Origin of the sequence: Paenibacillus sp. P3E, from assembly GCF_001909045.1 — a bacterium.
Taxonomy (GTDB): domain Bacteria; phylum Bacillota; class Bacilli; order Paenibacillales; family Paenibacillaceae; genus Paenibacillus_AQ; species Paenibacillus_AQ helianthi.
The window spans coordinates 1-23761 of sequence record NZ_LVWH01000227.1 but is presented as its reverse complement, the minus strand read 5'-3'; the positions used below and the strand labels follow the sequence as shown (position 1 = coordinate 23761).

General features: G+C 50.4%; 29 protein-coding genes. 10 read left to right on the top strand and 19 right to left on the bottom strand.

Going from position 1 to position 23761, the window contains the following annotated elements; genetic code table 11:
* Positions 1-109 precede the first annotated feature (109 nt).
* From A3842_RS29495 to A3842_RS29445, 13 genes are all read right to left on the bottom strand, one after another.
* Positions 110-514 carry a ribosomal maturation YjgA family protein gene (locus A3842_RS29495; protein ID WP_074103683.1) on the bottom strand — a complete coding sequence of 135 codons (405 nt, stop codon included), beginning with the start codon at positions 512-514 and terminating at the stop codon, positions 110-112.
* Positions 515-537: 23 nt separating this feature from the next.
* Complete coding sequence (locus A3842_RS29490) at positions 538-1011, bottom strand: NUDIX domain-containing protein (protein WP_074103681.1); 474 nt, start codon at positions 1009-1011, stop codon at positions 538-540.
* A 58-nt stretch (positions 1012-1069) separates the two neighbouring features.
* On the bottom strand, positions 1070-1243 hold the full coding sequence (locus A3842_RS32775) for a hypothetical protein (protein ID WP_178382434.1): 174 nt from the start codon (positions 1241-1243) through the stop codon (positions 1070-1072).
* Positions 1244-1441: 198 nt separating this feature from the next.
* The gene (locus A3842_RS29485; protein WP_256701921.1) at positions 1442-1939 is read right to left on the bottom strand and encodes a putative ABC transporter permease; all 498 of its coding nucleotides are present in this window, start codon (positions 1937-1939) and stop codon (positions 1442-1444) included.
* 207 nt (positions 1940-2146) lie between these two features.
* Complete coding sequence (locus A3842_RS29480; RefSeq protein ID WP_074103680.1) at positions 2147-2908, bottom strand: ABC transporter permease; 762 nt, start codon at positions 2906-2908, stop codon at positions 2147-2149.
* On the bottom strand, positions 2901-3668 hold the full coding sequence (locus A3842_RS29475; protein WP_074103679.1) for an ABC transporter ATP-binding protein: 768 nt from the start codon (positions 3666-3668) through the stop codon (positions 2901-2903). Before A3842_RS29475 ends, A3842_RS29480 begins: the two co-directional genes overlap by 8 nt.
* Before the next feature lie 14 nt (positions 3669-3682).
* Positions 3683-4033: a DUF1048 domain-containing protein gene (locus tag A3842_RS29470; protein WP_074103678.1), complete on the bottom strand. Its 351-nt coding sequence runs from the start codon at positions 4031-4033 to the stop codon at positions 3683-3685.
* 12 nt (positions 4034-4045) lie between these two features.
* Positions 4046-4393, bottom strand: coding sequence for a DUF1048 domain-containing protein (locus tag A3842_RS29465; RefSeq protein WP_074103677.1), 348 nt, complete (start codon positions 4391-4393; stop codon positions 4046-4048).
* Positions 4393-4698, bottom strand: a complete 306-nt coding sequence (locus tag A3842_RS29460) for a PadR family transcriptional regulator (protein WP_305953405.1) — start codon at positions 4696-4698, stop codon at positions 4393-4395. The genes A3842_RS29465 and A3842_RS29460 overlap by 1 nt, the downstream gene beginning before the upstream one ends.
* Before the next feature lie 230 nt (positions 4699-4928).
* On the bottom strand, positions 4929-5114 hold the full coding sequence (locus A3842_RS29455) for a hypothetical protein (protein ID WP_074085202.1): 186 nt from the start codon (positions 5112-5114) through the stop codon (positions 4929-4931).
* Between the two features lie 190 nt (positions 5115-5304).
* Positions 5305-5478 (bottom strand): hypothetical protein, encoded by a 174-nt coding sequence (locus A3842_RS32770; protein ID WP_178382433.1) that lies wholly within the window; start codon positions 5476-5478, stop codon positions 5305-5307.
* Between the two features lie 96 nt (positions 5479-5574).
* Positions 5575-6114 (bottom strand): hypothetical protein, encoded by a 540-nt coding sequence (locus A3842_RS29450; RefSeq protein WP_074103675.1) that lies wholly within the window; start codon positions 6112-6114, stop codon positions 5575-5577.
* Positions 6115-6198: 84 nt separating this feature from the next.
* The gene (locus tag A3842_RS29445; RefSeq protein WP_074103674.1) at positions 6199-7101 is read right to left on the bottom strand and encodes an ArsR/SmtB family transcription factor; all 903 of its coding nucleotides are present in this window, start codon (positions 7099-7101) and stop codon (positions 6199-6201) included.
* Between the two features lie 150 nt (positions 7102-7251).
* Here A3842_RS29445 and arfA point away from each other — a divergent pair, with 150 nt between their 5' ends.
* Entirely contained in the window at positions 7252-8760 is a 1509-nt protein-coding gene (arfA, locus tag A3842_RS29440) for an arabinosylfuranosidase ArfA (protein WP_074103673.1), read from the top strand.
* 78 nt (positions 8761-8838) lie between these two features.
* Here the strand turns inward: arfA and A3842_RS29435 are convergent, their stop codons facing one another.
* Positions 8839-9528, bottom strand: coding sequence for an LrgB family protein (locus A3842_RS29435; protein WP_074103672.1), 690 nt, complete (start codon positions 9526-9528; stop codon positions 8839-8841).
* A complete protein-coding gene (locus A3842_RS29430; protein ID WP_074103671.1) occupies positions 9525-9935 on the bottom strand; it encodes a CidA/LrgA family protein in 411 nt (136 codons plus the stop codon). Before A3842_RS29430 ends, A3842_RS29435 begins: the two co-directional genes overlap by 4 nt.
* A 316-nt stretch (positions 9936-10251) precedes the next feature.
* On the opposite strand from A3842_RS29430, the gene A3842_RS29425 reads away from it, so the two are divergent.
* Positions 10252-10635 (top strand): winged helix-turn-helix transcriptional regulator, encoded by a 384-nt coding sequence (locus A3842_RS29425; RefSeq protein WP_074085196.1) that lies wholly within the window; start codon positions 10252-10254, stop codon positions 10633-10635.
* Positions 10636-10733: 98 nt separating this feature from the next.
* Here the strand turns inward: A3842_RS29425 and A3842_RS29420 are convergent, their stop codons facing one another.
* Entirely contained in the window at positions 10734-11120 is a 387-nt protein-coding gene (locus A3842_RS29420; RefSeq protein WP_074103670.1) for a YkvA family protein, read from the bottom strand.
* 135 nt (positions 11121-11255) lie between these two features.
* Between A3842_RS29420 and A3842_RS29415 the strand changes: the two genes are divergently transcribed.
* Positions 11256-12344: a low temperature requirement protein A gene (locus tag A3842_RS29415; RefSeq protein WP_074103669.1), complete on the top strand. Its 1089-nt coding sequence runs from the start codon at positions 11256-11258 to the stop codon at positions 12342-12344.
* A gap of 105 nt (positions 12345-12449) precedes the next feature.
* On the opposite strand, the gene A3842_RS29410 is transcribed toward A3842_RS29415, so the two are convergent.
* Positions 12450-13421, bottom strand: a complete 972-nt coding sequence (locus A3842_RS29410) for an acetylxylan esterase (RefSeq protein WP_074103668.1) — start codon at positions 13419-13421, stop codon at positions 12450-12452.
* Positions 13422-13523: 102 nt separating this feature from the next.
* On the opposite strand from A3842_RS29410, the gene A3842_RS29405 reads away from it, so the two are divergent.
* The 3 genes from A3842_RS29405 (at position 13524) to A3842_RS29395 (ending at position 16547) form a co-directional block, all read left to right on the top strand.
* On the top strand, positions 13524-14369 hold the full coding sequence (locus A3842_RS29405; RefSeq protein ID WP_083606710.1) for a sugar phosphate isomerase/epimerase family protein: 846 nt from the start codon (positions 13524-13526) through the stop codon (positions 14367-14369).
* Between the two features lie 158 nt (positions 14370-14527).
* Positions 14528-15634, top strand: a complete 1107-nt coding sequence (locus A3842_RS29400) for a glycosyltransferase family 4 protein (protein WP_083606708.1) — start codon at positions 14528-14530, stop codon at positions 15632-15634.
* 145 nt (positions 15635-15779) lie between these two features.
* Positions 15780-16547, top strand: a complete 768-nt coding sequence (locus tag A3842_RS29395; protein WP_074103667.1) for an SGNH/GDSL hydrolase family protein — start codon at positions 15780-15782, stop codon at positions 16545-16547.
* Between the two features lie 61 nt (positions 16548-16608).
* On the opposite strand, the gene A3842_RS29390 is transcribed toward A3842_RS29395, so the two are convergent.
* Positions 16609-17403 (bottom strand): AraC family transcriptional regulator, encoded by a 795-nt coding sequence (locus tag A3842_RS29390; protein ID WP_074085191.1) that lies wholly within the window; start codon positions 17401-17403, stop codon positions 16609-16611.
* 162 nt (positions 17404-17565) lie between these two features.
* On the opposite strand from A3842_RS29390, the gene A3842_RS29385 reads away from it, so the two are divergent.
* On the top strand, positions 17566-18918 hold the full coding sequence (locus A3842_RS29385; protein ID WP_074103666.1) for a glycoside hydrolase family 30 protein: 1353 nt from the start codon (positions 17566-17568) through the stop codon (positions 18916-18918).
* A 101-nt stretch (positions 18919-19019) separates the two neighbouring features.
* Here A3842_RS29385 and A3842_RS29380 read toward each other — a convergent pair whose 3' ends face one another.
* Positions 19020-20132 carry a glycosyltransferase gene (locus A3842_RS29380; protein WP_074103665.1) on the bottom strand — a complete coding sequence of 371 codons (1113 nt, stop codon included), beginning with the start codon at positions 20130-20132 and terminating at the stop codon, positions 19020-19022.
* 180 nt (positions 20133-20312) lie between these two features.
* Between A3842_RS29380 and A3842_RS29375 the strand changes: the two genes are divergently transcribed.
* From A3842_RS29375 to thiD, 3 genes are all read left to right on the top strand, one after another.
* Entirely contained in the window at positions 20313-20849 is a 537-nt protein-coding gene (locus A3842_RS29375) for an RNA polymerase sigma factor (protein WP_074103664.1), read from the top strand.
* Positions 20846-22309 (top strand): DUF4850 domain-containing protein, encoded by a 1464-nt coding sequence (locus tag A3842_RS29370; protein ID WP_074103663.1) that lies wholly within the window; start codon positions 20846-20848, stop codon positions 22307-22309. Before A3842_RS29375 ends, A3842_RS29370 begins: the two co-directional genes overlap by 4 nt.
* 108 nt (positions 22310-22417) lie before the next feature.
* Positions 22418-23230: a bifunctional hydroxymethylpyrimidine kinase/phosphomethylpyrimidine kinase gene (thiD, locus tag A3842_RS29365; RefSeq protein ID WP_074085186.1), complete on the top strand. Its 813-nt coding sequence runs from the start codon at positions 22418-22420 to the stop codon at positions 23228-23230.
* Positions 23231-23761: the final 531 nt, after the last annotated feature.

Here is a 23761-nt window from a genome sequence, read left to right as displayed (position 1 = left end):
CCCTAAATATATATTCTTTATCCTCTATAATCCAGAAGCAATTTTGTAAGATTTATAGAATGGTTCATGGAAATACTTCATCACACAAGTGGCCTGCTCTGCTTGTTAGTTACTTATCCAGGCGTATCATACGGGGCGAACAAATGCGGTCCAGCGCATAAGCGGACATTATTCCTGCCGTATACCGCAGAAGATCAATCCAAAGGAACCCTTTTCCGAGAATCAATCCCCCAAGTACAGAATCACGAACCACGTTGATCCATTCGCTCTGATAAAGCTGGCTAAATTCAATCCCGAAACTGAAACATAGGCTCAGGACCAGTGACAGCCATCGTTGCCGCCGGGTAAACAGCACACGACAAATAAAATAAATCATTGATGCCCACAGCGCATCTCCCAGATGCTTGGCGGCAAACGGTGGCAGCCAGTCACCACATACTCTGGAGCTGAGCCCCAGTATAATGCATATAAGTACAGCACAGCCGTATAAAATTTTGGCTCTCACTACTTTCATCCCCATAATCAAAATGACGGGTATTATTCGAAAATGACCCGTTCCTCAGCAGAATCCCGTTTAAAAATCTCCGGTGGGAACGGGATGGCCAGTCCAGGTAGCTTTTCTTCGCTGAAAAACACCAGCTCATCCGCCTCCCCGTCGATACTTCGGAGCGTTCCCTTAACGATAGAGCATTCAAACACAATAACCGAATATTGAACCCGGTCACCATTGTTGTACTCATATGTAAACTTCTCTCCGCCGAATACCCCGATGATCCGAAGCGGGTTCACCATCAGTCCTGTCTCTTCATATACTTCCCTGCGCAGAGCCCTCGACGGTGTCTCTCCGGGTTCAATGGCACCTGCAGGCAACCCCCACAGCTGTTCCCCACCCTTGCGGAGCAGAAGAACCGCACCTTCCTCATTTCTAATAACTGCCGCGACAGACGGCACCATTAACAGTTCACTCCCAACCTTCTCCCGTAGACCCCGGTAATACTCGGATATTGGCATAGTATACCTCCTGTTTGTGGATTAGCAATATTTTAACCGCTGCGGTTCTGAATCACTTTTATCGTTCACTCTTGCGGAAAGAAATTACGGTGATTTTCTCATCCTTCGCATAGCCGTCGCAGTCTGACAATTCAACCTTGTAAAATCCAGCAGCCTCAGCAAGTCCGATTGCCCTGCATACATATTCCGTTTTCCCCGCACTTGCGGCCATGCCGTCTCTGGAATTGTCCACGATCCAGTGGATCACTTTACCGTCGTTATAGAAATCATGAATAAATGGTCGCTATTGTGGACTTCTCTCACTATATTTGACAACATTAGCATGTATTCCTTGTCTCCACAAACAGCAAAGGGACATTATCGGCCCGAAGGCTGAAAATGTCCCTTGATTCTCCATACACATTCGCTCGCATAATATAATACACAGTTTTTAACCTTCCCCAAGCTCCATCACTTTCGAACCACGCCGCCAGGTTCGGCAGGTCCAGAGCAGATCAGCAGTAAGCATCAAAGCCATGAGCGGCAGCAACAGCATCCATATTGCAGATATAGGCTGATACAGCATCTCTACAAGCGGCTGCAGACCATAAATACATATAGTCGCTAACCCCCACCAGTATAATGAGAATTTCAGACAGATATGTCCCCGCAATTGATAGGCCATACCCGAGTAATCCCACCACTGCTTATGAAAAGCATACTTCAGCAGCCAGCCGCTGGCATACTCAACGGCGGAAGGGATGATTAAAGCCAGAGCAATTAGGAGCGGCAACGGAAGGCTAAGGTCCTTAAGCGCCACCAGCAGCAACGGTGCGAAACCATACATTGGCTTGAAAGGCCCCTTGAGAAAGCCCTCCTTGCGAAAAGCCCCCTGGCTATAGAGATTATAGCTTCCTTCCAGCACCCAACCCAAAAAAGAATACAGCATAAAATAGAAAAAATATTCTCCCGCCAGCATCACACCAGGGGAATCTCCCAGCGAAAGCAGCTGTGATATCGAAATGGTTCCCGCCCCCACCCAGTTTTAGGTTTTATTGGGAAGTAGTATGCCCGGTACGGGACGGGAACCATCAAGGTAATTTTTGGTTATTTTAGGCAAAACCAGTTGGGAAGGCTTCAAACCCTTTCCGCCGGTTTAAGCTGCTTTCCGTTTGTATGCGCGTACCGCAAATAGATATGCAACCATCAGTATCCCTAAGCACCACGCAAGAGCAACCCAGATATCATTGCCTACCGGCTGACTTGACAATAGAGCACGGATGGTTTCGACGATAGAGGTCACCGGCTGGTTTTCGGCAAAAGCGCGTACGGCTGAAGGCATCGTTTCGGTCGGCACAAAGGCCGAGCTTATAAACGGCAGGAAGATAAGCGGATAGGAAAATGCGCTAGCCCCTTCCACCGATTTCGCGGACAGCCCGGCAATCGCCGCAACCCAAGTCAACGCCAGCGTAAACAGCACAAGTATACCGGCAACAGCGAGCCAGGGGAGGACGCCTGCCGATGAGCGAAAGCCCATAAGAAGTGCTACGAGAATGATGACGACAAGAGAAATGACGTTGGATACCAGTGAGGTCAGCACGTGCCCCCACAACACGGCGGAACGCGCAATTGGCATGGAGTGGAACCGCTCAATGATGCCCCTCTGCTTATCCAGAAACAGGCGGTAAGCCGTATAGGATATCCCGCTAGCAATCGCAATGAGCAGGATACCGGGCAACAGGTAGTTCACATAATTATCCGTACCGGTTTGGATTGCGCCGCCAAATACATAGACAAACAGCAGCATCATCGCAATCGGAGTAATGCAGACCGTGATGATAGTGTCCATGCTGCGGAAAATATGACGCATAGAACGTCCAAGCATAACGCTCATGTCGCTGAAAAAGTAATTATTCATGGTTACTTACCTCCCTTTTCCCGATGATCGCGAGGAAGATCTCCTCCAATGAAGGTTGTTTTTCCACATACTCCACCTTTGCGGGCGGGAAGAGCTTCTTCAGTTCCTCAAGTGTGCCACCCGCTATAATCCTGCCCTCATGCAAAATGGCAATCTGATCGGCAAGCTGTTCAGCCTCATCCAAATACTGAGTGGTCAGGAATACCGTCGTGCCACCGTCCGACAGCTCCTTGACCATCTTCCATGCCTCAATGCGTGCCTCGGGGTCAAGCCCTGTCGTCGGCTCGTCGAGGAAAATAAGCTGCGGGTTTCCGATCAGGCTCATGGCAATGTCTAACCTCCGGCGCATACCGCCCGAATAGGTGGAAGCCCTGCGGTTGGCGGCCTCAGTCAAGCTGAAGCGTATCAGCAGATCGTCAGCCACTTGACGCGGATTGGGGAGGTGTCGCAGTTTGGCGATCATGATAAGATTTTCCCGCCCGGTCAATATTTCGTCCACGGCGGCAAATTGCCCGGTCAGACTGATCGCATGCCGTACGTTCTCGGGATCTGACGCAACGTCAAATCCGTTAACGGTGGCAGTGCCTCCATCCTGTTTGAGCAGCGTAGTAAGGATACTGACAATCGTCGTTTTGCCCGCGCCGTTAGAGCCGAGCAGGGCGAAAATCTCACCCCGCTTCACTTCAAAATCGATGCCCTTAAGGACTTCTGTGCCCTTAAAAGATTTTCGCAGACTTTTCACCTCAATTGCTTTTTCCATCCCGGTATCCCCCTTTACTTTATTTTATCCGTCCACTTTTTCATGGCCTTGTTCACTTCTTGGTCAGCAGGTTCCTGGTAGATGTCGGCATAGGTTTTTGAATCTTTGATTAGATCGTCGCAGAAAGCGGCTACGTCACTGCCAGTCACTTGGAGCACGCCTTTTCCCAAGGCCGCGCCCTCTTCAAAAAGATCGACAATCCCCGAAAGCAGCCCCGTATCTTCGGTTAATTCGACAGGACCGACCTTAAAGTAATATCGTTGAATCTCTTTATAAACAATCTGATAATCCTTAGGGAGGGCTTTGACACGCGCCACGTGCGCCCGCCACTCTTTTTTACCTTCGATGATATCCCGTATATTCATGGTATCCTCCTCCTATTCACGTAATTTTTTAGCGATATTGTTGTTGAGCTGCTCCCGCCATTTGTCGCGATAAGACTTTGCCTCTTCTTCACCGGCCAGCGCAGAACAGAAGCCTTTGATATCGTCACCCAAAACCTCTTGGACACTCTGACCGTCCGCCGCCGTTTCTTCAAGCAGGCCAAGCACACCGTCAAGAATTGGCATGAGGTTGCGACCGCTGAAATCGGAGTGCGTCCAAAGATTGGCTTTGATTTTCTCCCATGCCGCCTGATAATCAGCCGGCAGTTTTTGGGCTCGCGCTTCAAACATTTTGAATTCTTTAGTCATGTCGCTTCCCGTGATTTTTTCCCAAAAGTTCATTAGTTTCTCTCCTTTAACTCGTTAATTTTTGAGGATACGAACTCCCACTTTTCCCAGAACCTCCGAAGCTCCTCGCGACCCGCATCGTTGATCGCAAAGAACTTTCGCGGCGGTCCCAGTTCGGAGGGCTTCTTGGTGATCTCCACCAGCTTATTTTTTTCAAGCCGGATCAGGATGGTATACACCGTTCCCTCCACAACATCTGTGAAGCCGAAAGCGTTCAGCTGCCGCGTAATTTCGTAACCGTAAGTTTCTTTGCGGCTTATAATTTCAAGAACACAGCCTTCAAGCGACCCTTTGAGCATTTCCGTTAGATTTTCCAGCACAATCACTCCTTGCTATTCTGTACCACTGGTATGCAGTATTACTTACTACTGCTATAAAGTAACACGTAGTAGTTGAATTGTCAATAACGTTTGCTCTGAAACGGATTTGACATTCAATTATGCTGCCCGATAAGGAATAATATCAAAAAAAACATAACCCGCGGGTTATGTTTATCATTCTGGAAGCCTTCAAATACGCTCCCTATGGATTAGTTTTTGTCCTGCTGTTCCTTAAGCAGCTGTGTTAACGACTGTCCATCATGCTGCCTTCTTAGCGTCTCCAGCTTCATGTCGCTGCGTACGCCAAAGTCCGAACCGTACTTTTTCTCAAGGTTGCCTACAAGCGCGTCTCCGCGCTTTTGCCGATACCGTCCGTTCTCGTTCCGACTCCGCATTAACGATTCCTCCCTGCAAAATGGATTGCCCAGAGACCTGTGAAATCTGTAATGAACTGGAGAATGAAGGCATGACTTCGATGTACCTATTTTCAGTATACGTTATTAACCATTTGGTTCTCAATATGAATCCGTATCAAAAAAAACAGACTACCTTCGCGGGTAGTCTGTCAGAAGACAGCATGCTGCTTTAGTTCTTGGGGAGCGGATCAGGATGGGAGGTTTCTGCAGGTTTGGCTACCCAGTCATCGGCCTCCGGCTCAATGTCCACACCATTCTCCATCTTTTTGCGTTCCGCAAGGGAATCGCCTTGTTTGCTTTCTTTATTGCGGATGTCCGCTTCATTTTCGATTTGATCTGACATGTGAAATCCTCCTTTGCATAATGCTTTGCAGGTTAATGGGTTACTTCAGTTATAGTTACCCATTGAACTGGTTTGCAAACATGCTTTCTGTGAAGATCAGGGATTCCGGTCTGCCATCCGGTCCTGCCAGCGCTCAACCAGAGCGTGCGACTCCTTCAGGGCAGCCTCACGGCCGTCAGCGGAAAAAGTCATGATGATGTCCCCCGCTGAACCTGTAGGCTCTCCTTTATTCAACAAGACATACAGTTCACTGTAGGAGCTCTGAACTGTGTATGAGGGACCGATCAACAAGCTCCAATGCTTATAGTCTGCGCTGGCAAACACCATTCCGATGACTGAAGAAGGATCGCCCTTCGCTTCCGCACAAGTCGCTAAGCCAAATTCAGGGGACAACCTGCATCTCTCCAGCACCTTGCCGTTTATTGTTATTTTACCTATGTAACTTTTGGATTTCTCATCAAATACTCCCTTGAGCAGCAGGGTCACAGGCTGAGAGTATTCGGGATTCTTCTCCTTGTAGGCAGTAACTGTAATCTCGCGGTCCACATGAAATACCTTGGGGGCACTGACAAAACCGTATACAATAATTCCCGTCAGGGCGAGGACAGCGATGATGCCGTATAGCCACTTTCTCACCTGTGCCACCTCCATATTCTGAAAAGAATAGCGCTCACGCACCATTTTTTAACCATATATGAAAGGTTATGGAGGGGCAAGGGTTTATTCGTAATACACTCTAAATACAATATCCTGCTCATAGTTTCCGAAGCCATGTCCGAACAGAGTTAATCCGCCTCGTCTTCGGGTGCTGTCCTCCGCGGTCAACCGGAAACTCCACTGATCCTGCTGCCAGCACACATCGTCCAGAGTCACTGCAGAAATCTGCTGTCCGTCTATGTAACTGCCGCCCTTATTGATTCTCAGCACCTTAAGCAGTCCATATTGATTCACCTCTGCATTCCACCAGGATGGGGTCAAGCGCCCCCGCATCATACCGAAGTCGCCGGGACTGGTCCACTTGCCTAATTCAATCCCGTTCAGGGTAAACGTTATATCCGAAGGCCATTTCTCGTTCACATGCGGAGCTTCCGAACCCATCTCCATCGAAATTTCAATTTCCTGCACCGTCTGATCCATAAAAAGATAATTTGGCACCTTGTACTCGACATAACCTTTGGCAAACCAGAGAATCCCGGCATCCACCCGTTCCGGGTCCAGAAAATAGCGCGGGTCATCATAATAGCCGATCAGTTTCTCCGTTGTGGCGATGCCGCATGTAGGTGCTGCCTGCAAATCCGTATATTGTCCGACGGGCACCGACACCTCCACTACTTTTCTGGAAATTCCGCGTGAGCCTGATAGCTTAATCTGTAAAAAATTTGCCGACAAGGAACAATATTTGTAGGTTCCGCTGCCGATTCTTTTCATTTGCGAGCTGACGATCCCGGCCCTTTGCAGCTTGGCGACATGAGAGCTTACGATCGCACTGCTCAGATAGAGGGTAGAAGCAAGCTCCTTGATATGCATTTCCCGGACACTAAGCAGATCAATTATCCGTAACCTTACTTCGCTGGCCAAGGCTTCATACACCTTTAGCGATTCAGCATTCGTTGTTAAGTACATATTCAGCAGCCTCCAAACCATAAGGATTAGCGAATTTATTAATCCTGAATTTTTATATTGCTAAGTATACCGGATGATTCGTATGATGTAATTAATAAAATTAATACTCAATTAATATTTATATTAATTATGCAAAGGAGCAATTCATTTATGACTATTAAAGCATCTATGATTGTCGACAAAGACTTCCAGCTGGCAGAGGTTGACCCCCGCCTTTACGGTTCGTTCATCGAGCATCTAGGCCGGGCTGTATATGGCGGAATCTATGAACCCGGACACCCTACGGCAGACCAGAATGGATTTCGGCAAGATGTTCTGAATGCTGTCAAGGCACTGAATGTTCCGATTATCCGTTACCCGGGCGGTAACTTTGTCTCCGGCTATAATTGGGAAGATGGAGTTGGCCCCAAGTCAGAACGCAAGCAATCGCTGGAATTGGCCTGGTGGACCACCGAAACCAATCAAATGGGCACGAATGAATTCGCGGAATGGGCCAAGCTGGCGGGTTCCGAGGTCATGATGGCTGTGAATTTGGGCACCCGTGGCATTGATGCCGCCAGAAATCTGGTTGAATACTGCAATCATCCTTCCGGTTCCTATTGGAGCGACCTGCGGATCTCCCACGGGGTAGAAGCTCCTCACCGTTTCAAAACCTGGTGCCTCGGCAACGAAATGGACGGACCTTGGCAAATCGGGGCTAAAACCGCTGTAGAATACGGACGGCTTGCCAATGAAACCGCCAAAGGTATGCGCTGGGTGGACCCTTCGCTGGAGTTCGTTGCATGCGGAAGCTCGGGAAGTGATATGAGCACTTTTGCCGAATGGGAAGCAACCGTTCTCGATCTGACTTATGACAATGTGGATTTCCTGTCGCTGCATACCTACTACAACAATAATGTGGGTGACACCGCCAATTTCCTGGCCAAGTCACTGGATCTGGACCAGTTCATCGACAGCGTGGCAGCGATTTGCGATTATATCAAAGCGAAAAAGAAGAGCAAAAAGAAAATTTATCTGTCTTTGGATGAATGGAATGTGTGGAAATCACAGGGGTCAAGCCGGATGGAGACGCATTGGCAGGTTGCCCCGCCGGAATTTGAGGATGTCTATAATATGGAGGATGCGCTGGTTGTAGGCTGCTGCCTGATCAGCCTGCTGAAGCACGCGGACCGGGTGAAGATGGCTTGCATCGCCCAGCTGATCAATACCATTGCACCGATTTCGACTGAAAACGGAGGCCCGCTGTGGCTCCAGACCACCTACTATCCTTACATGCATGCTTCTCTTTACGGCCGGGGAACGGTGCTTCATCCGCTCATTTCCAGTCCGAAATATGATTCCAAGGATTTTACGGATGTTCCTTACCTGGAAGCAGTGAGTGTATATAACGAGGAGCTCAGCGAGATTACAGTTTTTGCTGTAAACCGCCATTTGACTGAAGGGATGGAGTTTACCGTGGATCTCCGCAGCTTCGGGAAGACTACAGTCATTCAGCATACCGTTATGGATCATGAAGATCTTCAGGCGGCAAATACCAAGGCAAGTCCGGGCAACGTGCTTCCGCATGACCGGGGAACAGCTTCGGCAGAGGACGGCCGTATCACCGCCCTGCTGTCCAAAGCTTCATGGAATGTAATCCGGCTCCGTGTAGAAAATTAAGAGGCAACTATAAGAGGCAACTTTTAGTGATTTTCCAGAGATTTTCCAGAGATTTTCCAGGGATTCTTTAGTGGAGCTTTAGTGGTACATGACCCAGGCCACTAAAGGCCCCACAATGGAACCTACGATGGCACAGACCGTCATAGCTACCGAGCTCATGGACACTGACTGCTCACCGTACTCCAGGGCTTTTGCTGTACCCAGGGCGTGAGAGGCAGTACCCAGGCCAATGCCGATACCGGATTCACTGCGGATTCTGAACAGCTTGATAATATAGGGTCCGCCAATGGCTCCGGTAAATCCGGCAATCATCACAAATACGGAGGTTAAGGACGAGTCACCGCCGAGGTTGCTGGAAATCTGGATCGCTACGGCTGTCGTAATGGATTTGGGCAATATCGAGAGCACATACAGTTTGGAAAAGCCCAGGCCCGCGGCCATCAGCAGTCCACTGAACATACCTACCAGCAGGCCGATAACCGTCCCGCCGAGAATGGCCGGAAGGTTCTGCCACAGCACATGGCGCTGCTTGTAGAGCGGATAGGCAAGAGATACAACTGCCGGCCCGAGCAGGCGGTTGATCCATTCTCCGCCGATCATATAGGTGTCATAGGAAATATGGAAGCCAAGCAGGAGAACTACTACTGTAAACGTCGCAGTCAGTGCCGGCAGAAGCACGGGTAGGCGAAACCTTTTGTAGAGCATGGACATGAACAGATAGATCCCAACATTCATCAGAACGAAGCCGGCAGCAAGCAAAATATTCATGCTTCGCTCCCCTTTTCGCGCACAACCGTAAGTTTGGTGGGGTTGCTGCGGGCTTCGCGGCGGCCCGTAATCCACTCGCTGGCATGCGCCGTCACAACCATGGTCAGTACACTGCTAATAACCAGTATGCCAATCATCAGAAGCCCGCGGCCGCTGAATATATCCAGGTGGTTCATAATTCCGGCAGTCGCCGGGATGAAGAACATCGGAAGATAGGCCAGAATGAACAAGGATCCTTCTTCAATCAGCTTCACTGGCACAATGTTGAACAGCAATAAAACAAAAAGAAGCAGCAACCCGACAATGCTGCCCGGTACCGGTAAATGCAGCAGTTTCTGCAAGTAATCTCCGGCAAGAAAGAATATGTACAATACTGCAACCTGGGCAATAATACGAATGATTTTCATACTGTAGGAATCCCTTCAATCTTGAGATGATAATCCGTTAAAAAGCTCACTTCAATAGACTATCAGAATTTTCAGCAAGTTTTCAATTCTTTTTCGAAGCTTTTATGTATTTTCAGGACTATCGCACACCAAAAAACTGCTTTGCAGGAAGGCACGTTGCAGAACGCAGCCGCCGGCAGAGCAGTTTTTTCCACTTAGAGCACATTTGACTATATGAGGTTTACACATTTATATTAGGAGATATATTATCGCTTATGAAGTACACACATTATTGTGATGTAGTATACAAAATGATACTGAAGGAGTGGCACTGTTTATGCGTGACCGTAAAGGCGGATTCGGTGAATGTTCAGGGGACGATAAGACCGCCTGCCCTGTTGAGTTCACTCTTGACGTTATCGGCGGCAAATGGAAGGGTGTGCTGTTGTACCACATGATGGAGGATAAGAAACGGTTCAGTGAATTCCGCCGGATCTGTCCTGGAATCACCCAGCGCATGCTGACTCTGCAGCTGCGCGAGCTGGAAGAGGATGGCGTTGTCCACCGCGAAGTCTATCAGCAGGTTCCCCCAAAGGTGGAATACTCCCTGACGGAGTTTGGCCGCACGCTCATTCCTATTATCCGGCTAATGAAGGATTGGGGCGAAGAATATCAGAGCAAACAGCTCTCCAAAGAAAGCAGTCCGGTGGAGAGTGTGTGAGGTGCAGCTTTGGCTGCACCTTTTTTCATAACATCTATATCACGTACACGCAAAGGAATGAACAAGCTATGCAGCCTATTCCTCAATATGTGGGTTTATTATAAGGTTTCCTGCTCAAAAAATGCCTCTGACTTCTGACGGTGTTCATCGGTTACCTGTCCGGCTATTGCTCTTACCCCTGCCGCAATAATTGCCGCGTCATCGGTAAATCCCAGGCCAATCAGTGCATCCGGAATCGCATCAATGGGGGAAATGAAATAAGCCAGCGCCCCGAAGGCAATTCCTTTAGCCCACAAAGGGGTTTTGGCATCAATGGCACAGTAATACATGGCCACCGCGTCTTTGGTAAACGGGATTTTTCCGGCAAACTTTCGGGTCTTGCTCCAGAAGCCTTTTTTCACAAGCTGTTCATTCTTCTCACTGTATGGGTAATTCTCCACTGCAAGTTCTGCTGGAAGCTTGCTACTGTCCTTCTCCTTCTCCATCTGCGAGTTCCTCCTTTAATACTCAAACTGCCTTGCGTTCACCCGGAAAGAGCCTTTATTATAACATATAACCCGGAACGTTCCGTGTAAACAGTCGACAGACCCGAAATCATCCGATCAGCAAAGGAGCGTTATATGACTGCAAAAAAAGTAACCTGGCTGGAGCTCTTCTATGATCTTTTATTTGTGGCCGCCGTGTCCAAAGCCAGCCATGTGCTGCTGCATGTAGAGGACGAAACGCTCTCGCTTCCGACACTGGGCAAATTCGTGCTGATTTTTATCCCCATTTGGTGGGCCTGGGTGGGACAGACGCTATTTGTCAACCGCTATGGGCAGGATATTGTCTCTCACCGGATTTTTCTGATTATCCAACTATTCTTTGTGTTAATTATGACGGCCAGCCTGTCCTTGGATTTCGATCAGACCTATTATTCGTTTCTGATAGGCTACGTTGGCCTCCGTGCAATGACTGCAGTACAGTATCTTTTTGTTCGTTCCAAGGAGAATGGGCATCTGAGGGCGACCGCTCATTATTTGGGGACCCGTTTTTGGGTGGGGCTGGTGATTTCCGCCTGTTCCCTGTTCTTCGATTCCTGGGTCCGTTACCTGGTGCTGTACGCGGGGATCGCCCTCGACATTCTCCTGCCATTACTGGGACGAAAAATACTGGTCAAAACTCCGGCCAATACACATCATCTGCTGGAGCGTTTCTCCCTGTTTGCGCTGATTTTGCTCGGGGAATCTGTGGTCAGCATTCTGTCTGTGCTGCAGTCGAGCGTCTGGACCCTGCAATCTGTCGGCTTCGCAGCCCTGACCTTTGTTCTGATCATCGCCATGTGGTGGCAGTACTATGACAACCTGGAGAAAAAAGTGGATAAAAATGTCCATACCGCCGGACAGACGATCATTTACGGACATTTGTTCATCTTTCTGTCGCTATGTATGCTGGCTGCCTCGATCCAGCTGCTGTTCCTGAACAAGCTGCATTATGAACTGATGCTGAATCTGATCTTTGGCTCTGTACTACTCTATTTCGCTTCCACAACCATGGTTTTTCATGTCTACCGGCATAAGCAGCATCAGCTGGGAATCGTTCATCTGGGAGTGCTGACAGCGATCCTCGTCTGCTTTTACATTCTGGACGTGGTGGTTCATGTACCGAATGTGATGATCATGGGAGAACTGGCGCTGTTCTTTGCCGGCTATGCCAAAATCACAACCTAAAGTCATGTCCTCCTTAACCGGTTAAATAGCTTCTCAAAAGACAAGGGGCGCCACAGCTGCAGATGCTGTGGCGCCCCTTAGTGCTCACACTAACCTCTTCCCGTTCTAGCGTTCCGCCTGACCCAGATGCTTCTGCAAGAAGAGAACCTTCTGGCGGTTATGGTATTCACTCACTTCATGTCCGGAAAAAGGATAGTCCATAATCTGCTTATCCGTCTCCAGACGGTTGTAAGCGGCGTATACGGTTTCGGGCATGCATACCGCATCCTTCCAGCCGACAGAGATAAGAACCGGAGCCGTGATCCGCGGTGCCAGGTTCACGATATCGAAGTAAGCAAGCGTATCCAGCACCTGCTCAAGATGCTCAGGATACCTTCTTACATAAGCGCCGATTTCCGTAAGGGAGCTGGTTGAATTCAGCACGCCGAAATCCAGCCGGCACAGGTTGGGAATATCTGCGGCCACAGCGGCGACCCGGGTGCTTAGCGCACCTGCCAGCAGTGCAATCCCCCCGCCCTGGCTGCTGCCCGTAATTGCAATACGGGTCGGGTCTACTCCCGGAAGCTGTGCCGCCGTTTCCAAAGCCCTGACGGTATCCATAGCGACCCCCATATAATAGGAGCGTTCCTTCTCCAGAAGACCCTGGGTAATCCAGCCCTTTACCACACCGCTCTCCATCGGCAGCCGGTTGCCGGTCTCTCCAAGCTGTCCCCTTACATCCACGGCCAGAACGGAATAGCCTAACAGCACCCAGGAGGCGTACCGCTCTGGATATCCTCTATCACCGGTATAACCGGGGAACGTAACGATACAAGGACGCCGCTCCCCGCTCTCTCCAGCCTGTGCAGGCTGAATATGCCACGCATTGACCCTCGTATCGTCAAAGCTCTGAAAGCTGACTTTGTCCACCCGCATTCCCGGATACGGCGTCGCTTCAGGAACTGAAATCATATCCAGAGGTTTGCTCGCATACTCCGCAAGGATGCCATCCCAAAATTCATTGACTTTCCCCAGTTCCAAAGTCGGTTCAGGCCGGCAGTTCTCCAGTTCCTGCTTGCGCTGCTCTATCGTGTTCATTACATTCTCTCCTATTCTGTCAGCGCTTTACCATTGCAAGTAACTGAAAGCGCTATTAATATAAAGCTAATACTAATACAAATCCATATTTTTCAAAAGGAGTTGTTTTTCATCCGTTACGGAACTTTAGCCCACACCGCAGGCTGTCTGCCGCTTAAAGAGCTTACAGCTGTGCTTCAAGATTACGGAATCAGTTTTGTCCAGTTGGCTTTGTCCAAAGCCATACAGGATATCGACACCTCTACCGGAAAGCTTAGTCCGGGGCTTGCCAATTATATCGGCGAACAGTTTGACCGGGCGGGTATCCGTATCGGTGTGCTTGGCTGTTACATCAATCCGATTCATCCCGACCCGTCTATCCGCCGGCAGGAGATCGAACGGTTCAAGGAGCATTTGCGGTATGCCCGGCTGTTCGGCGCACCGATGGTCGCTACGGAGACCGGTGAGTTAACCACTTTTGCAGAATTTGAGCCCCATCGGTATGAGGAACTGGGCTGGGAGACCCTCCGGTCCACCGTTCTGGAACTGGCCGAGGAAGCAGAAAAATGGGGAGTGTTCCTTGGGCTTGAGCCTGTAAGAACCCATACCTTATCCACTCCGGCCAAAATGCGCCGGATTCTCGACGAGGTCCCCTCCAGCTCCATAGGCGTAGTCTTTGATCCCTGCAACCTGATCGGAGATCAAGTAGAGCAGCAGGATGAGATCGTAGACGAAGCATTCAGCCTGTTCGGAGACCGGATCATCCTTGCCCATCTGAAAGATATGTATGCCGAGGGTGCCCGTATCCGTCATGGTCAGCCCGGCCGGGGATTATTCCATACGGCAGAGTTCCTGAATAAGCTCCAGGCCCGCAAGCCGATGATCGATGTCTCGCTTGAGGATATTCAAGGCCCGGAAGTCCGCAAGACAGTAGCCCTGCTGCAGAGCCTGAGCAGGCATCCCTCCTAATGCTTCCAGTTCAGTAGCTGTCTGCATTCTCTTCTTAATGTCGGCTGAAGAATTAGTACCTTCAGACCTGGTACTTTTCAGTTTCCGCTGAATAAAATAGTATACATAATCTGTATTCGCTATTTTGCAGCTTCATTGTAGAAGGGAAGAGATCATCGATGAGGTTTACGTTCCCCATTCTAACCTTGTGCCATGGCGGGGCGCAGCGCATGCTGGTAGAACTCACCAACGGGCTCACCGCCCGGGGCCATGAAGTCGTGATCCTCATGCCTTCCGGTGGCGACATCTCCTATAATGTCCACTCCCAGGTGCTGCGTACGGATCATACGGTGCTGAGAGAGTCCGATTTTCCCGTCAGTGATATGATCGTATCCAATTTCTATACGACTGTCCCGGTATCGGAGGCTGCAAGTCAAAAGGGTAAAGGCATGCATATCCGTCTATCTTTATGTTACGAACCGCTTTTTCTGCCGGAGAACGAGGTATCTTTCCCAACCTATCATATCACTGACAAGCTGCTTGTATTATCCCGGTGGCAGCAGGAATTAATAGCGCTGAGCCATGGCATAACCGGGAGCATTGTACCTATAGGCATCAGTACGGCGTTTCGCAACCAGCATATCCGCCATATGCTGCAGGAGCCGCTCAATATTACGGCCATCCTGCGCAAGGAAGAGAATGGATTTGCCTCGCACCGTGAGCAGGACTATCTGGTGAAACAGCTTGACATCGTCAAACATAATGCACCACAGGTGAACATCAACTTCATCTGTCCGCCGGATGAATTCTATAGCTCGGTATCCTTGCAGCAGATGAATGACGGTGGAAAATACCGCTTTTTCACCCCAAAGAATGATGAAGAGCTCTGTTATCATTATAACGGAGCTGATATTTTTGTCAGCGCCAGCGCCTTCGATGCCGGTTCTCTCCCAGGACTGGAAGCCATGCGCTGCGGGGCTGCTCTGGTATCCGTATACTCCGGGGGGAATCTCCAGTATGCCCGTCACGGTGATAATTGCCTGCTCTCGTACCGCTATGAGAACCGGCTCGCTCAGGATGTGGTGCGCCTGATCTATGACACTCCGCTCAGAACCCGTTTAGCAGAACAAGGGGAAGCTGATTCCTTGGCCTGGACCTGGGATAACAGTGTAACTAGTCTGGAGCAGGCGGTAATGCGGTTTGTACAGGATATTCCCCAGAATGAGTCAACCCGAACTCCATTATTGCGCCGATTGGCCGGCTATAAATTGCACAAAGGCCAGTAGCCAAATTAAAATGCAGCAGCTGCGTCCGGTTTCACGGATTTCGCAGCTGCTTGTTTGGCGTAACCCGTGACGTTTATACATAGGCAATGCCTTCATGAATGGTTTACACTAAGATTAAGTACAATATAGTTTCGGAGGTGAGACCATGCATAGGAATGAAGGTCGTTTGACAGCTGCAGGGTTTGAGTATAAATATATGGTTAGCGGAGACTCCATCTCGAAAGGTGTAGTCTATGATGAAGGCAGAAGCAAATATGTTATCCTGGAGGATAACTACGTCTCACTGCTGCAAGGGAAGCTGAAGGGAGCATTGCGCAACACCGCCAGGTTTGGCAATACGCTGCTCAAAGGCTTCGGGAATCTGAAACGGGATGTGCTGAAGGAGAAGCCGGATATGGTGCTCATTGAATACGGGGGGAATGACTGCGATTTCAACTGGCAGGACATTGTAAGTCATCCGGAGGCCGAGCATAATCCCAAGACCGATTTCACGGCATTCGAAAGTATGCTCCGGGATATGATCGACTTCCTGAGAAATCAAGGGATCATGCCGATTCTAATGAGCCTGCCACCTCTAAATGCAGATAACTATTTCAAATGGGTCAGCGGAAACAATCCGGCTTCGGAAGAGAGCATTTTGAAATTCCTCGGCAGTGTCACGAAGATCTACTGGTGGCAGGAAAGATACAATTCCACAATCATCAAGGTCGCGGAGAGTACGAAGACGAAAATCATTGATGTCCGCGGCGCATTCCTTCAGCAGCCGGATTATACGCAATTCATCTGCCGCGACGGGATTCATCCGAACCGGGCAGGACACCGCATTATCTATGACAAGGTTCTGGAGTTCATCTCCAGCAGCGAACCTCAGCTCCTGCTGGACAGCAAGGGACAGGCTCTGCACAGCCATTAGAAAAACCATAGACAAGGCCCGGCCCGCAGCATAATCGAATATGCTGCGGTTTTTTTTGCGTTCAGGAACGTTTACGGTACACTCCGGGAGCTACACCGTATCGTTCACGAAAAACTCTATGAAAATAAGTATAACTGCCAAAGCCCGTTTCCTCCGCAATCCGCTCCAGCGTATAGTTGCTGTTGTCCATCAGCTGCAGGGCCATCGCCAGGCGGATTTGCCCGGTGTACTGCATAATCGAATAGCCAAACTTCGCTTTGAACAGATGAACCGCCCGGGTGACACTGACACCTGCGTGGCGCGCAACATCCTCCAGCCTGATCAGCGAAGTGGCATGCTCTTCTATGTAATTCTTCATCTTCAATCCGAGCAGCAGCGATGCCGACGGACCCACGGGCGCTTCGGCAATTGCGCGGTCCAGCAGAAGGCAAAGTGCTTGGAACAGGGCTTCGAGAATTTCCGGGCTGCCTCCGTCCAGCCGCCGTTTCTCCAGAATCAACTGCTTCCAGACGCTCTGCAGCTTGCCGTCCTCAGCGATTCGCGTCTTCTTGGCCCGCTCCTGCTTGTTCCACCAGTGGTCCACCCACTCCCCCGTGCACATGACGTAATAATCCGCGCTGAAACCCAGCGGACTCTCCTTCTCGCCTATTCTCAGATCGTATACTTCACCGGGACGGAACAGCAGCAGGTCTCCGGGAAGCACGGTAACCATCTCACCATCAATTAGCGCCTCCGACTCCCCCTCGGCCTGAAGCCTTATGATATAAGTATCCAGTCCCTCACGGAAGGGTTGCCAGAAGGGCTGGATATGCCGGGAGAAGGAGCTGAGGTGAATATGAACACCGGGTGATTCCATGGTCTTCCTCCTTTCAGTTATAAGCCTAACGACCAGATCGTTGAGGTTCTTAACCATATAGTTTCTTCAAATACCACTAGAATACCTTCTATAATCAAGAAGAAACGGCGATGCCGTCCTAAATCAAAAATCAACAACACTTTCAGGAGGTTCTGCACAGTTATGACTATAACCCATTCAACCGTTCGCGTCATTCAGACAGCCAAGGAGACCGGAGACCGGTTAACCGAACTGGAGGCTCTGGCCTTTCAGCCGGATTCCGCAGAGAAGGAAAATGAGCTCATTAATATTTATGAGGATCTGGAATACCAGGTCATCGAGGGGTTCGGCGGAGCATTGACCGAAGCTTCAGCTGTAACTCTGGCCAAGCTCAGTCCAGGGAAGCAGCAGGAGATCATCGATGCCTATTTTCACCCCGAACATGGGATCGGTTACACCCTGTGCCGTTCACATATCCAGAGCTGTGACTTCTCCAAAGGTAACTATGCATATGTCGAAGGTACCGACCCTGAGCTCTCCTCCTTCAATATTTCCAGAGATCAGGAATCGATCCTCCCGCTGATTCAGCGGGCTGCTTCTTCTGTCGGTGACAGCTTCCGGCTGTTCTCCTCCCCGTGGAGTCCTCCGGCATTCATGAAAACCAATGGTGAAATGAATAACGGTGGCAAGCTGAAGCCGGAGTACAGACAAGCCTGGGCAAATCTGTTCGTGAAATACATCCAGTCCTATGCTGAAGCAGGAATCGATATTTGGGCGGTCAGCGTGCAGAATGAAGCCAAGGCTGCACAGATCTGGGACTCCTGTATTTACACTGCTGAAGAGGAAAAGGATTTCGTGCGCGATGATCTCGGCCCTGCCTTAGAAGCAGCCGGCTTGTCCCATGTCAAAGTTTTGGTCTGGGATCACAATAAGGAACGCGTGTATGAGCGGGCGAAAACCGCTTTTGAAGATCAGGCCGCTTCCAAGTACATTTGGGGCATTTGCTTCCACTGGTATTCCGGTGATCATTTTGAAGCGCTCAGTGCCGTTCATGACCGTTTCCCGGACAAAAAGCTGTTCTTCAGCGAAGGCTGCCAGGAAGGCGGCGTTCAACTTGGCTCCTGGAATACAGGAGAACGTTATGGTCATGACATCATCGGCAACCTGAATCATTGGATGTCCTGCTGGACCGACTGGAATATCGTCCTGGATGAACAAGGAGGTCCGAACCATGTAGGCAACTTCTGCGATGCTCCGATTATCGGGGACACCACCAAAGATGAAGTTATTTACGAGAGCTCCTACTACTACATCGGCCATTTCAGTAAATATATCCGTCCAGGCGCAATCCGGGTCGGCAGCTCCAAATATACCGACAAATTGGAGACCACTGCCTTCCGCAATCCGGACGGAACCTATGCCGTTATTGTGCTGAACCGCACGGACAGCGAATTGCCGTTCACGCTGCGGTTCAAGGGTGAACTGGCTGAGAACATTATCCCGGCTCACGCGATTCAGACACTGCTATTCCAGTAAAGCAGAACAATCCCACTTGAGGCCTGATCTCAAGTGGGATTTGTGTGTTTGGGGAAATCGGCAGCCAGGTTGGGCGGAGCACTTCAGGAAGGCAAGCGCTCTTATTCGGCCTGATCTGAAAATGTCTCAAGCTCAACATATTTGTCACCGAGCAGGTTTTTGAAATAATTCCGGTTGAACAGCATGCTGGGATGGGTGGGGTGATAATGAAGTGCCGTTTCATTGAACCGGTTTGCCTTCTCATGTTCTCCGAGCCGATCATAGCATAAGGCCAGCTGCAGATTCGGGAGCCAGGTGCTATAGGTTTCATTCCGCATCCCCATGGAATCACTGTTCCGTGGCAGCATCACAGCCATCTCATACCAGTAGATTGCCTGCAGCAGCTGGTTCTTCTCCAGGTGCCAGGCCGCCAGCCTGCAGCAGAATTCGGGCCGTGGCTTGTCAACTTTCAGAGTCAGGCAAAGTGCTTCAAAAGCCCCCTCCTTATTCCCCAGCCGTTCCATGCACTCAGCCAGACGAAGGCAGGCCTGGTAATTATCCTCGATCCAGCCCAGACCCCCTTTCAGAAAAAGATTGTAGTATTCGCAAGCTTCCTCATTTCTCCCGTGGTCGCGTAGCTCATTGGCGTAGTAGAACTGGTCGCGTGGTGAGAATACCTCCCCGGCAGCGGCCCTTTTCTGGTAGATCCGCAGATTACGGTCCGTAAAAGCTTTGTCTTTATCATGGGTGATACAGACATCACTGCTGAAGGATGGCCCGTAGACCTCCAGATACTCATGCACCGGCCCTATCCACTTGAAATTACAGCTGCGGCGGACCAGCCGGTTGCGGCGGAGTGACGTAATCACATGGCCTGCGGAATCAAAGGCCAGATTATACGGCATATTTACACTGTCGACATGCTCCGGAAGGCTGTGCTTGAGCGCTCTAAAAAGCTCCTGATCTCTGTCTTTCAGATAATCATCAGCATCCAGCCACAGAATATAATCCTTGGTGGCCTTGCTGAAGGCAAAGTTACGGGCCGCCGAGAAATCCTCAATCCAGGTAAAATCATAAATTACCGCACCAAAGGACGCGGCGATTTCTTGGGTCCGGTCTGTTGACCCCGTATCAACGATAATGATCTCATCCACGATGGATGCTACCGAAGATAAGCAGCGGGGCAGGCTGTTCTCTTCGTTGCGGACGATCATGCATAAGCTGATTTCAATCATGGCAGCCTCCTAAACGTTATACTTCTATATGGATATGCGGATGGAGCCAATTGGAACCCCTCCTCTAACCCACAGCTCTCTTTGACCTGCGCCAATTTTTTGGCGTAATATTTTTTACCAAAAAAAGAAACTTTTCCTGGAATGCAGGGGTCAATACAGTAGAGAACAAGGGGGGACAGCATGTCTATCGTAACGAATGAATCGGCCACCATGACCGCCGCCGCATTACAGACACTGATGGAGCATTATGGCGAAGATGTATGGAACTATGCCTATTACCTGGCACGCAGCAGAAGCGCCGCCGATGATATTGCCCAGGAGACCTTCATCCGGGCCTACAAATATATGAATACCTTCCGCGGTGAAGCCGCGGTCAGAACCTGGCTGCTGCAGATTACCCGAACCCGTTGGCTCACCTACCGGAGCAGCAGCTTTATCCGGCGGGTAACCCTGCAGGATAACATTGGCAAAGATTCTTCCAGCCCGTCTGCCGAAGAGGTGTTTTTGCAGCAATCCCTGAGCAGTGAGGTATGGAGGATAGTCCTGCAGCTGCCCCGCAAGTATAGAGAGGTACTGATGCTCTACGCCCACTATGGGCTGAGTATGGAAGAATTATCCGGACTACTGGGGATCTCGCTCTCTGCGGCCAAATCGAGACTGCACCGGGCAAGGCAACAAGCGAACGAATGCTGGGAGAAGGAGCTGGGAAGATCATGAGCACATCACCTGAGGATTGGGAAAAACAATTGAAGGAGAAGCCTTTTGACGGTACACAATTCACGCCGCAAATGAGACAGAATGTCGAAGAACACCTGAGAATACAGCAACACAAGCGGTCCAGAAGCTGGAGTTACGCAGCTGTGCTGCTGCCGCTAGCCGCAATATTCTTATGGCTGGGTTACAGCAGCTGGGAGCCCGGAAAATCTGCCGAATCCTCCATTGCGGCTGTCACTCCGGCTGTCACTCCGGCTGTCACTCCGGCCGTCTCTCCACAGGACAACGGAGTGTTGGAGGACGCCCCGGCGGGCAGCACTCAAAGGAGCCCTAACAAGGACCGGGCAGTTGGTATTGCCAGCAACTATGCAGCAACGGTCTCCTTCCCTTCTTCGGAAGAGGGGCAGTCAGAAATAGCCCTCCCGCTAACTGCTATGTTCTCCGTTTCAGTTCTGGAGGGCGGAGAGACACATGAAACTTTACCGCCGCTGCCAGACATGACTTACCCGCTTCCTCCGGACATGGAAGGCAAACTTCAGGCCGCACTCGTCTTCCGGGCCGATACCGGCAGTGCATATATCCTGCTGGCACCTGCAGGCTGGACCGCATCGGCTATCACCGGAGCCAACGGCTCCTATGGTGTCACCTTTGAAGATCCGGAAGATCCGCAGCGGACCTTGCAATATTCGGATAACGCCTGGGGATGCCAAGGCTGCGCCGTGGGTGATATCGGCACATTTATCCCCGGCAAAGCCGATTGGGCAGATGATTATGGAATGACCATTGCCCCCCGGGAATTCACCCGGCAGCAGGTGATGGGAGCCAAAGGTCCGGATGCCCGGACCGTGCGGTATACAGTAGCTGCGGAAGCAAAGGGATATCAGGCGGATGGAGCCGCCTACTATGAAGAGGGGGAATGGGGTTACCTTTTCCGCAAGCTGGAGCTGACCGCCTCACCCGGCTCATTCGGACAAGACATGATCGATACCATATTGAGTTATTTCACAACTTATCATGGTCCTCTTCTCCTTCCTGCTGTCCAGAATACAGAATCTGCCGCAGGTGATACGGGAAATACAACAGAGTCTCTATATCTGGCTCTGGAACAGCGGGGGATGAGGCTGAGCCGTGTACTGGACACCGAGGAGCATTTGTTCAAAAAAGAGCTGGCAGGCAGATGGCCGGATGAGCTGCTGATCGACAAGACCGATACTCCGGTGCGCCCGGACCGCCTGTCCGTCTATACCTACGATAATGCCGGGGAATGCGCCGCCGGGCTGGATGCGCTGAAGCTTGCGATTAACCGGACGACCTACGACGGAGGAGCACGGATATACCCTCATGCCTTCAGAGGCGGTAAATTTCTTGTGGTGTACTGGATGGGCGGTGACAACGCCGAGCCTTACCAATACGACAAGGCCATCAAGACAGCGCTAAGCAGCCTGGACAGTGATAAGGAATAGACCTGTCTATCTAAACCTTACACGGAGTGCGGACACCGGGAATGATTTTTGTTATAATGTCGTAGAGTTGCGCAGTACCTATTCATATACCAGAAGGGGACGTTCGCTTTGTCAAAAATCATTAAGACCCTAACCATTGCCGGAAGTGACTCCAGCGGAGGTGCCGGTATCCAGGCCGACCTCAAAACCTTTGAGGAGTATGGCACTTACGGCTTCAGCGCATTGACGACTATTGTTACGATGGACCCGGATAAAGGCTGGCATCACAATGTCTATCCGATTGATGCAGCTATCGTTGCGGAGCAGTTGAAAACAGTGTTCGCAGGCGGTCCTGTAGACGCCATGAAGACCGGAATGCTGGGCAGTGTAGATATTGTGCTGGTTGCGGAAAAAGCGATCAAGGACAACCTTCAGACCAACGTGGTCATTGATCCGGTTATGGTCTGCAAAGGAGAAGATGAAGTTCTCAACCCGGAAAGCGCAAATGCCATCCGTGATCTGCTGCTTCCTTTGGCTACGGTGGCAACACCCAATCTGTTCGAAGCCGGTGTCCTTTCCGGGCTGGGCAAGCTGACCTCCATTGACGAGATGAAAGAAGCCGCGCGCCTGATTCATGGGCTTGGCACGAAGAATGTTGTTGTCAAGGGCGGCAAAGCACTGGGCGGCGACCTGGCGATCGATGTGTTCTTCGACGGCTCCGAATATACCGTACTGGAAACAGCCAAAATCGAACCAGCCTATAACCACGGTGCGGGCTGCACCTTTGCGGCTGCCATCACAGGCGGCTTGGCAGGCGGCTTGTCTGTGCATGATGCTGTCGCAAAAGCCAAGGATTTCGTCTCCGCAGCCATCCGCAGCGGTTACGCATTCAACCAATATGTCGGCCCTGTCTTCCACGGCGGCTACCGGCTGGAGCGATAACACCCCGAGAGGCCTTCACTAGCAATACATCTATGTGCGGGAGCGGATTATTCTGCACAGCTTTCAGCTTTTGTAATACTTAAAGAATGGCAGAACATAAGGGAGATGCCCTTTTAGTTCTGCCATTCTTATTATTTATCTATAGATGAGATAAATGACCTGACAAGCGATTGACTATTCAAATCCTTCCTCAATCGGGAACTCGCTATCATTTCCCGATGCTCCATCACAAAGTAGGGTAAGACGAGGGATTACTCCCTCGGACTCCCCGTCAAACCGTGCATGCGGATTTCCCGCACACGGCTTTCCTTCGTCAGTTCCCCATCTTCAGGAGTGAGTTTCCTTCATCCGTCGCCGGATTGCTTATTTCACTCCTGAATTAGGAACGTGTGGTGAGTAAGCTTGTTAGAAATACCATTCCGGCTGATTCCAGTACTTTGTTTGGTATCAGCCGGTTTGACACCGTAGATCTCTTTTTGCGCATAAAGGCTCGCACCCTCATTCGCGTCCATTGATCCAGACGTTCAAACT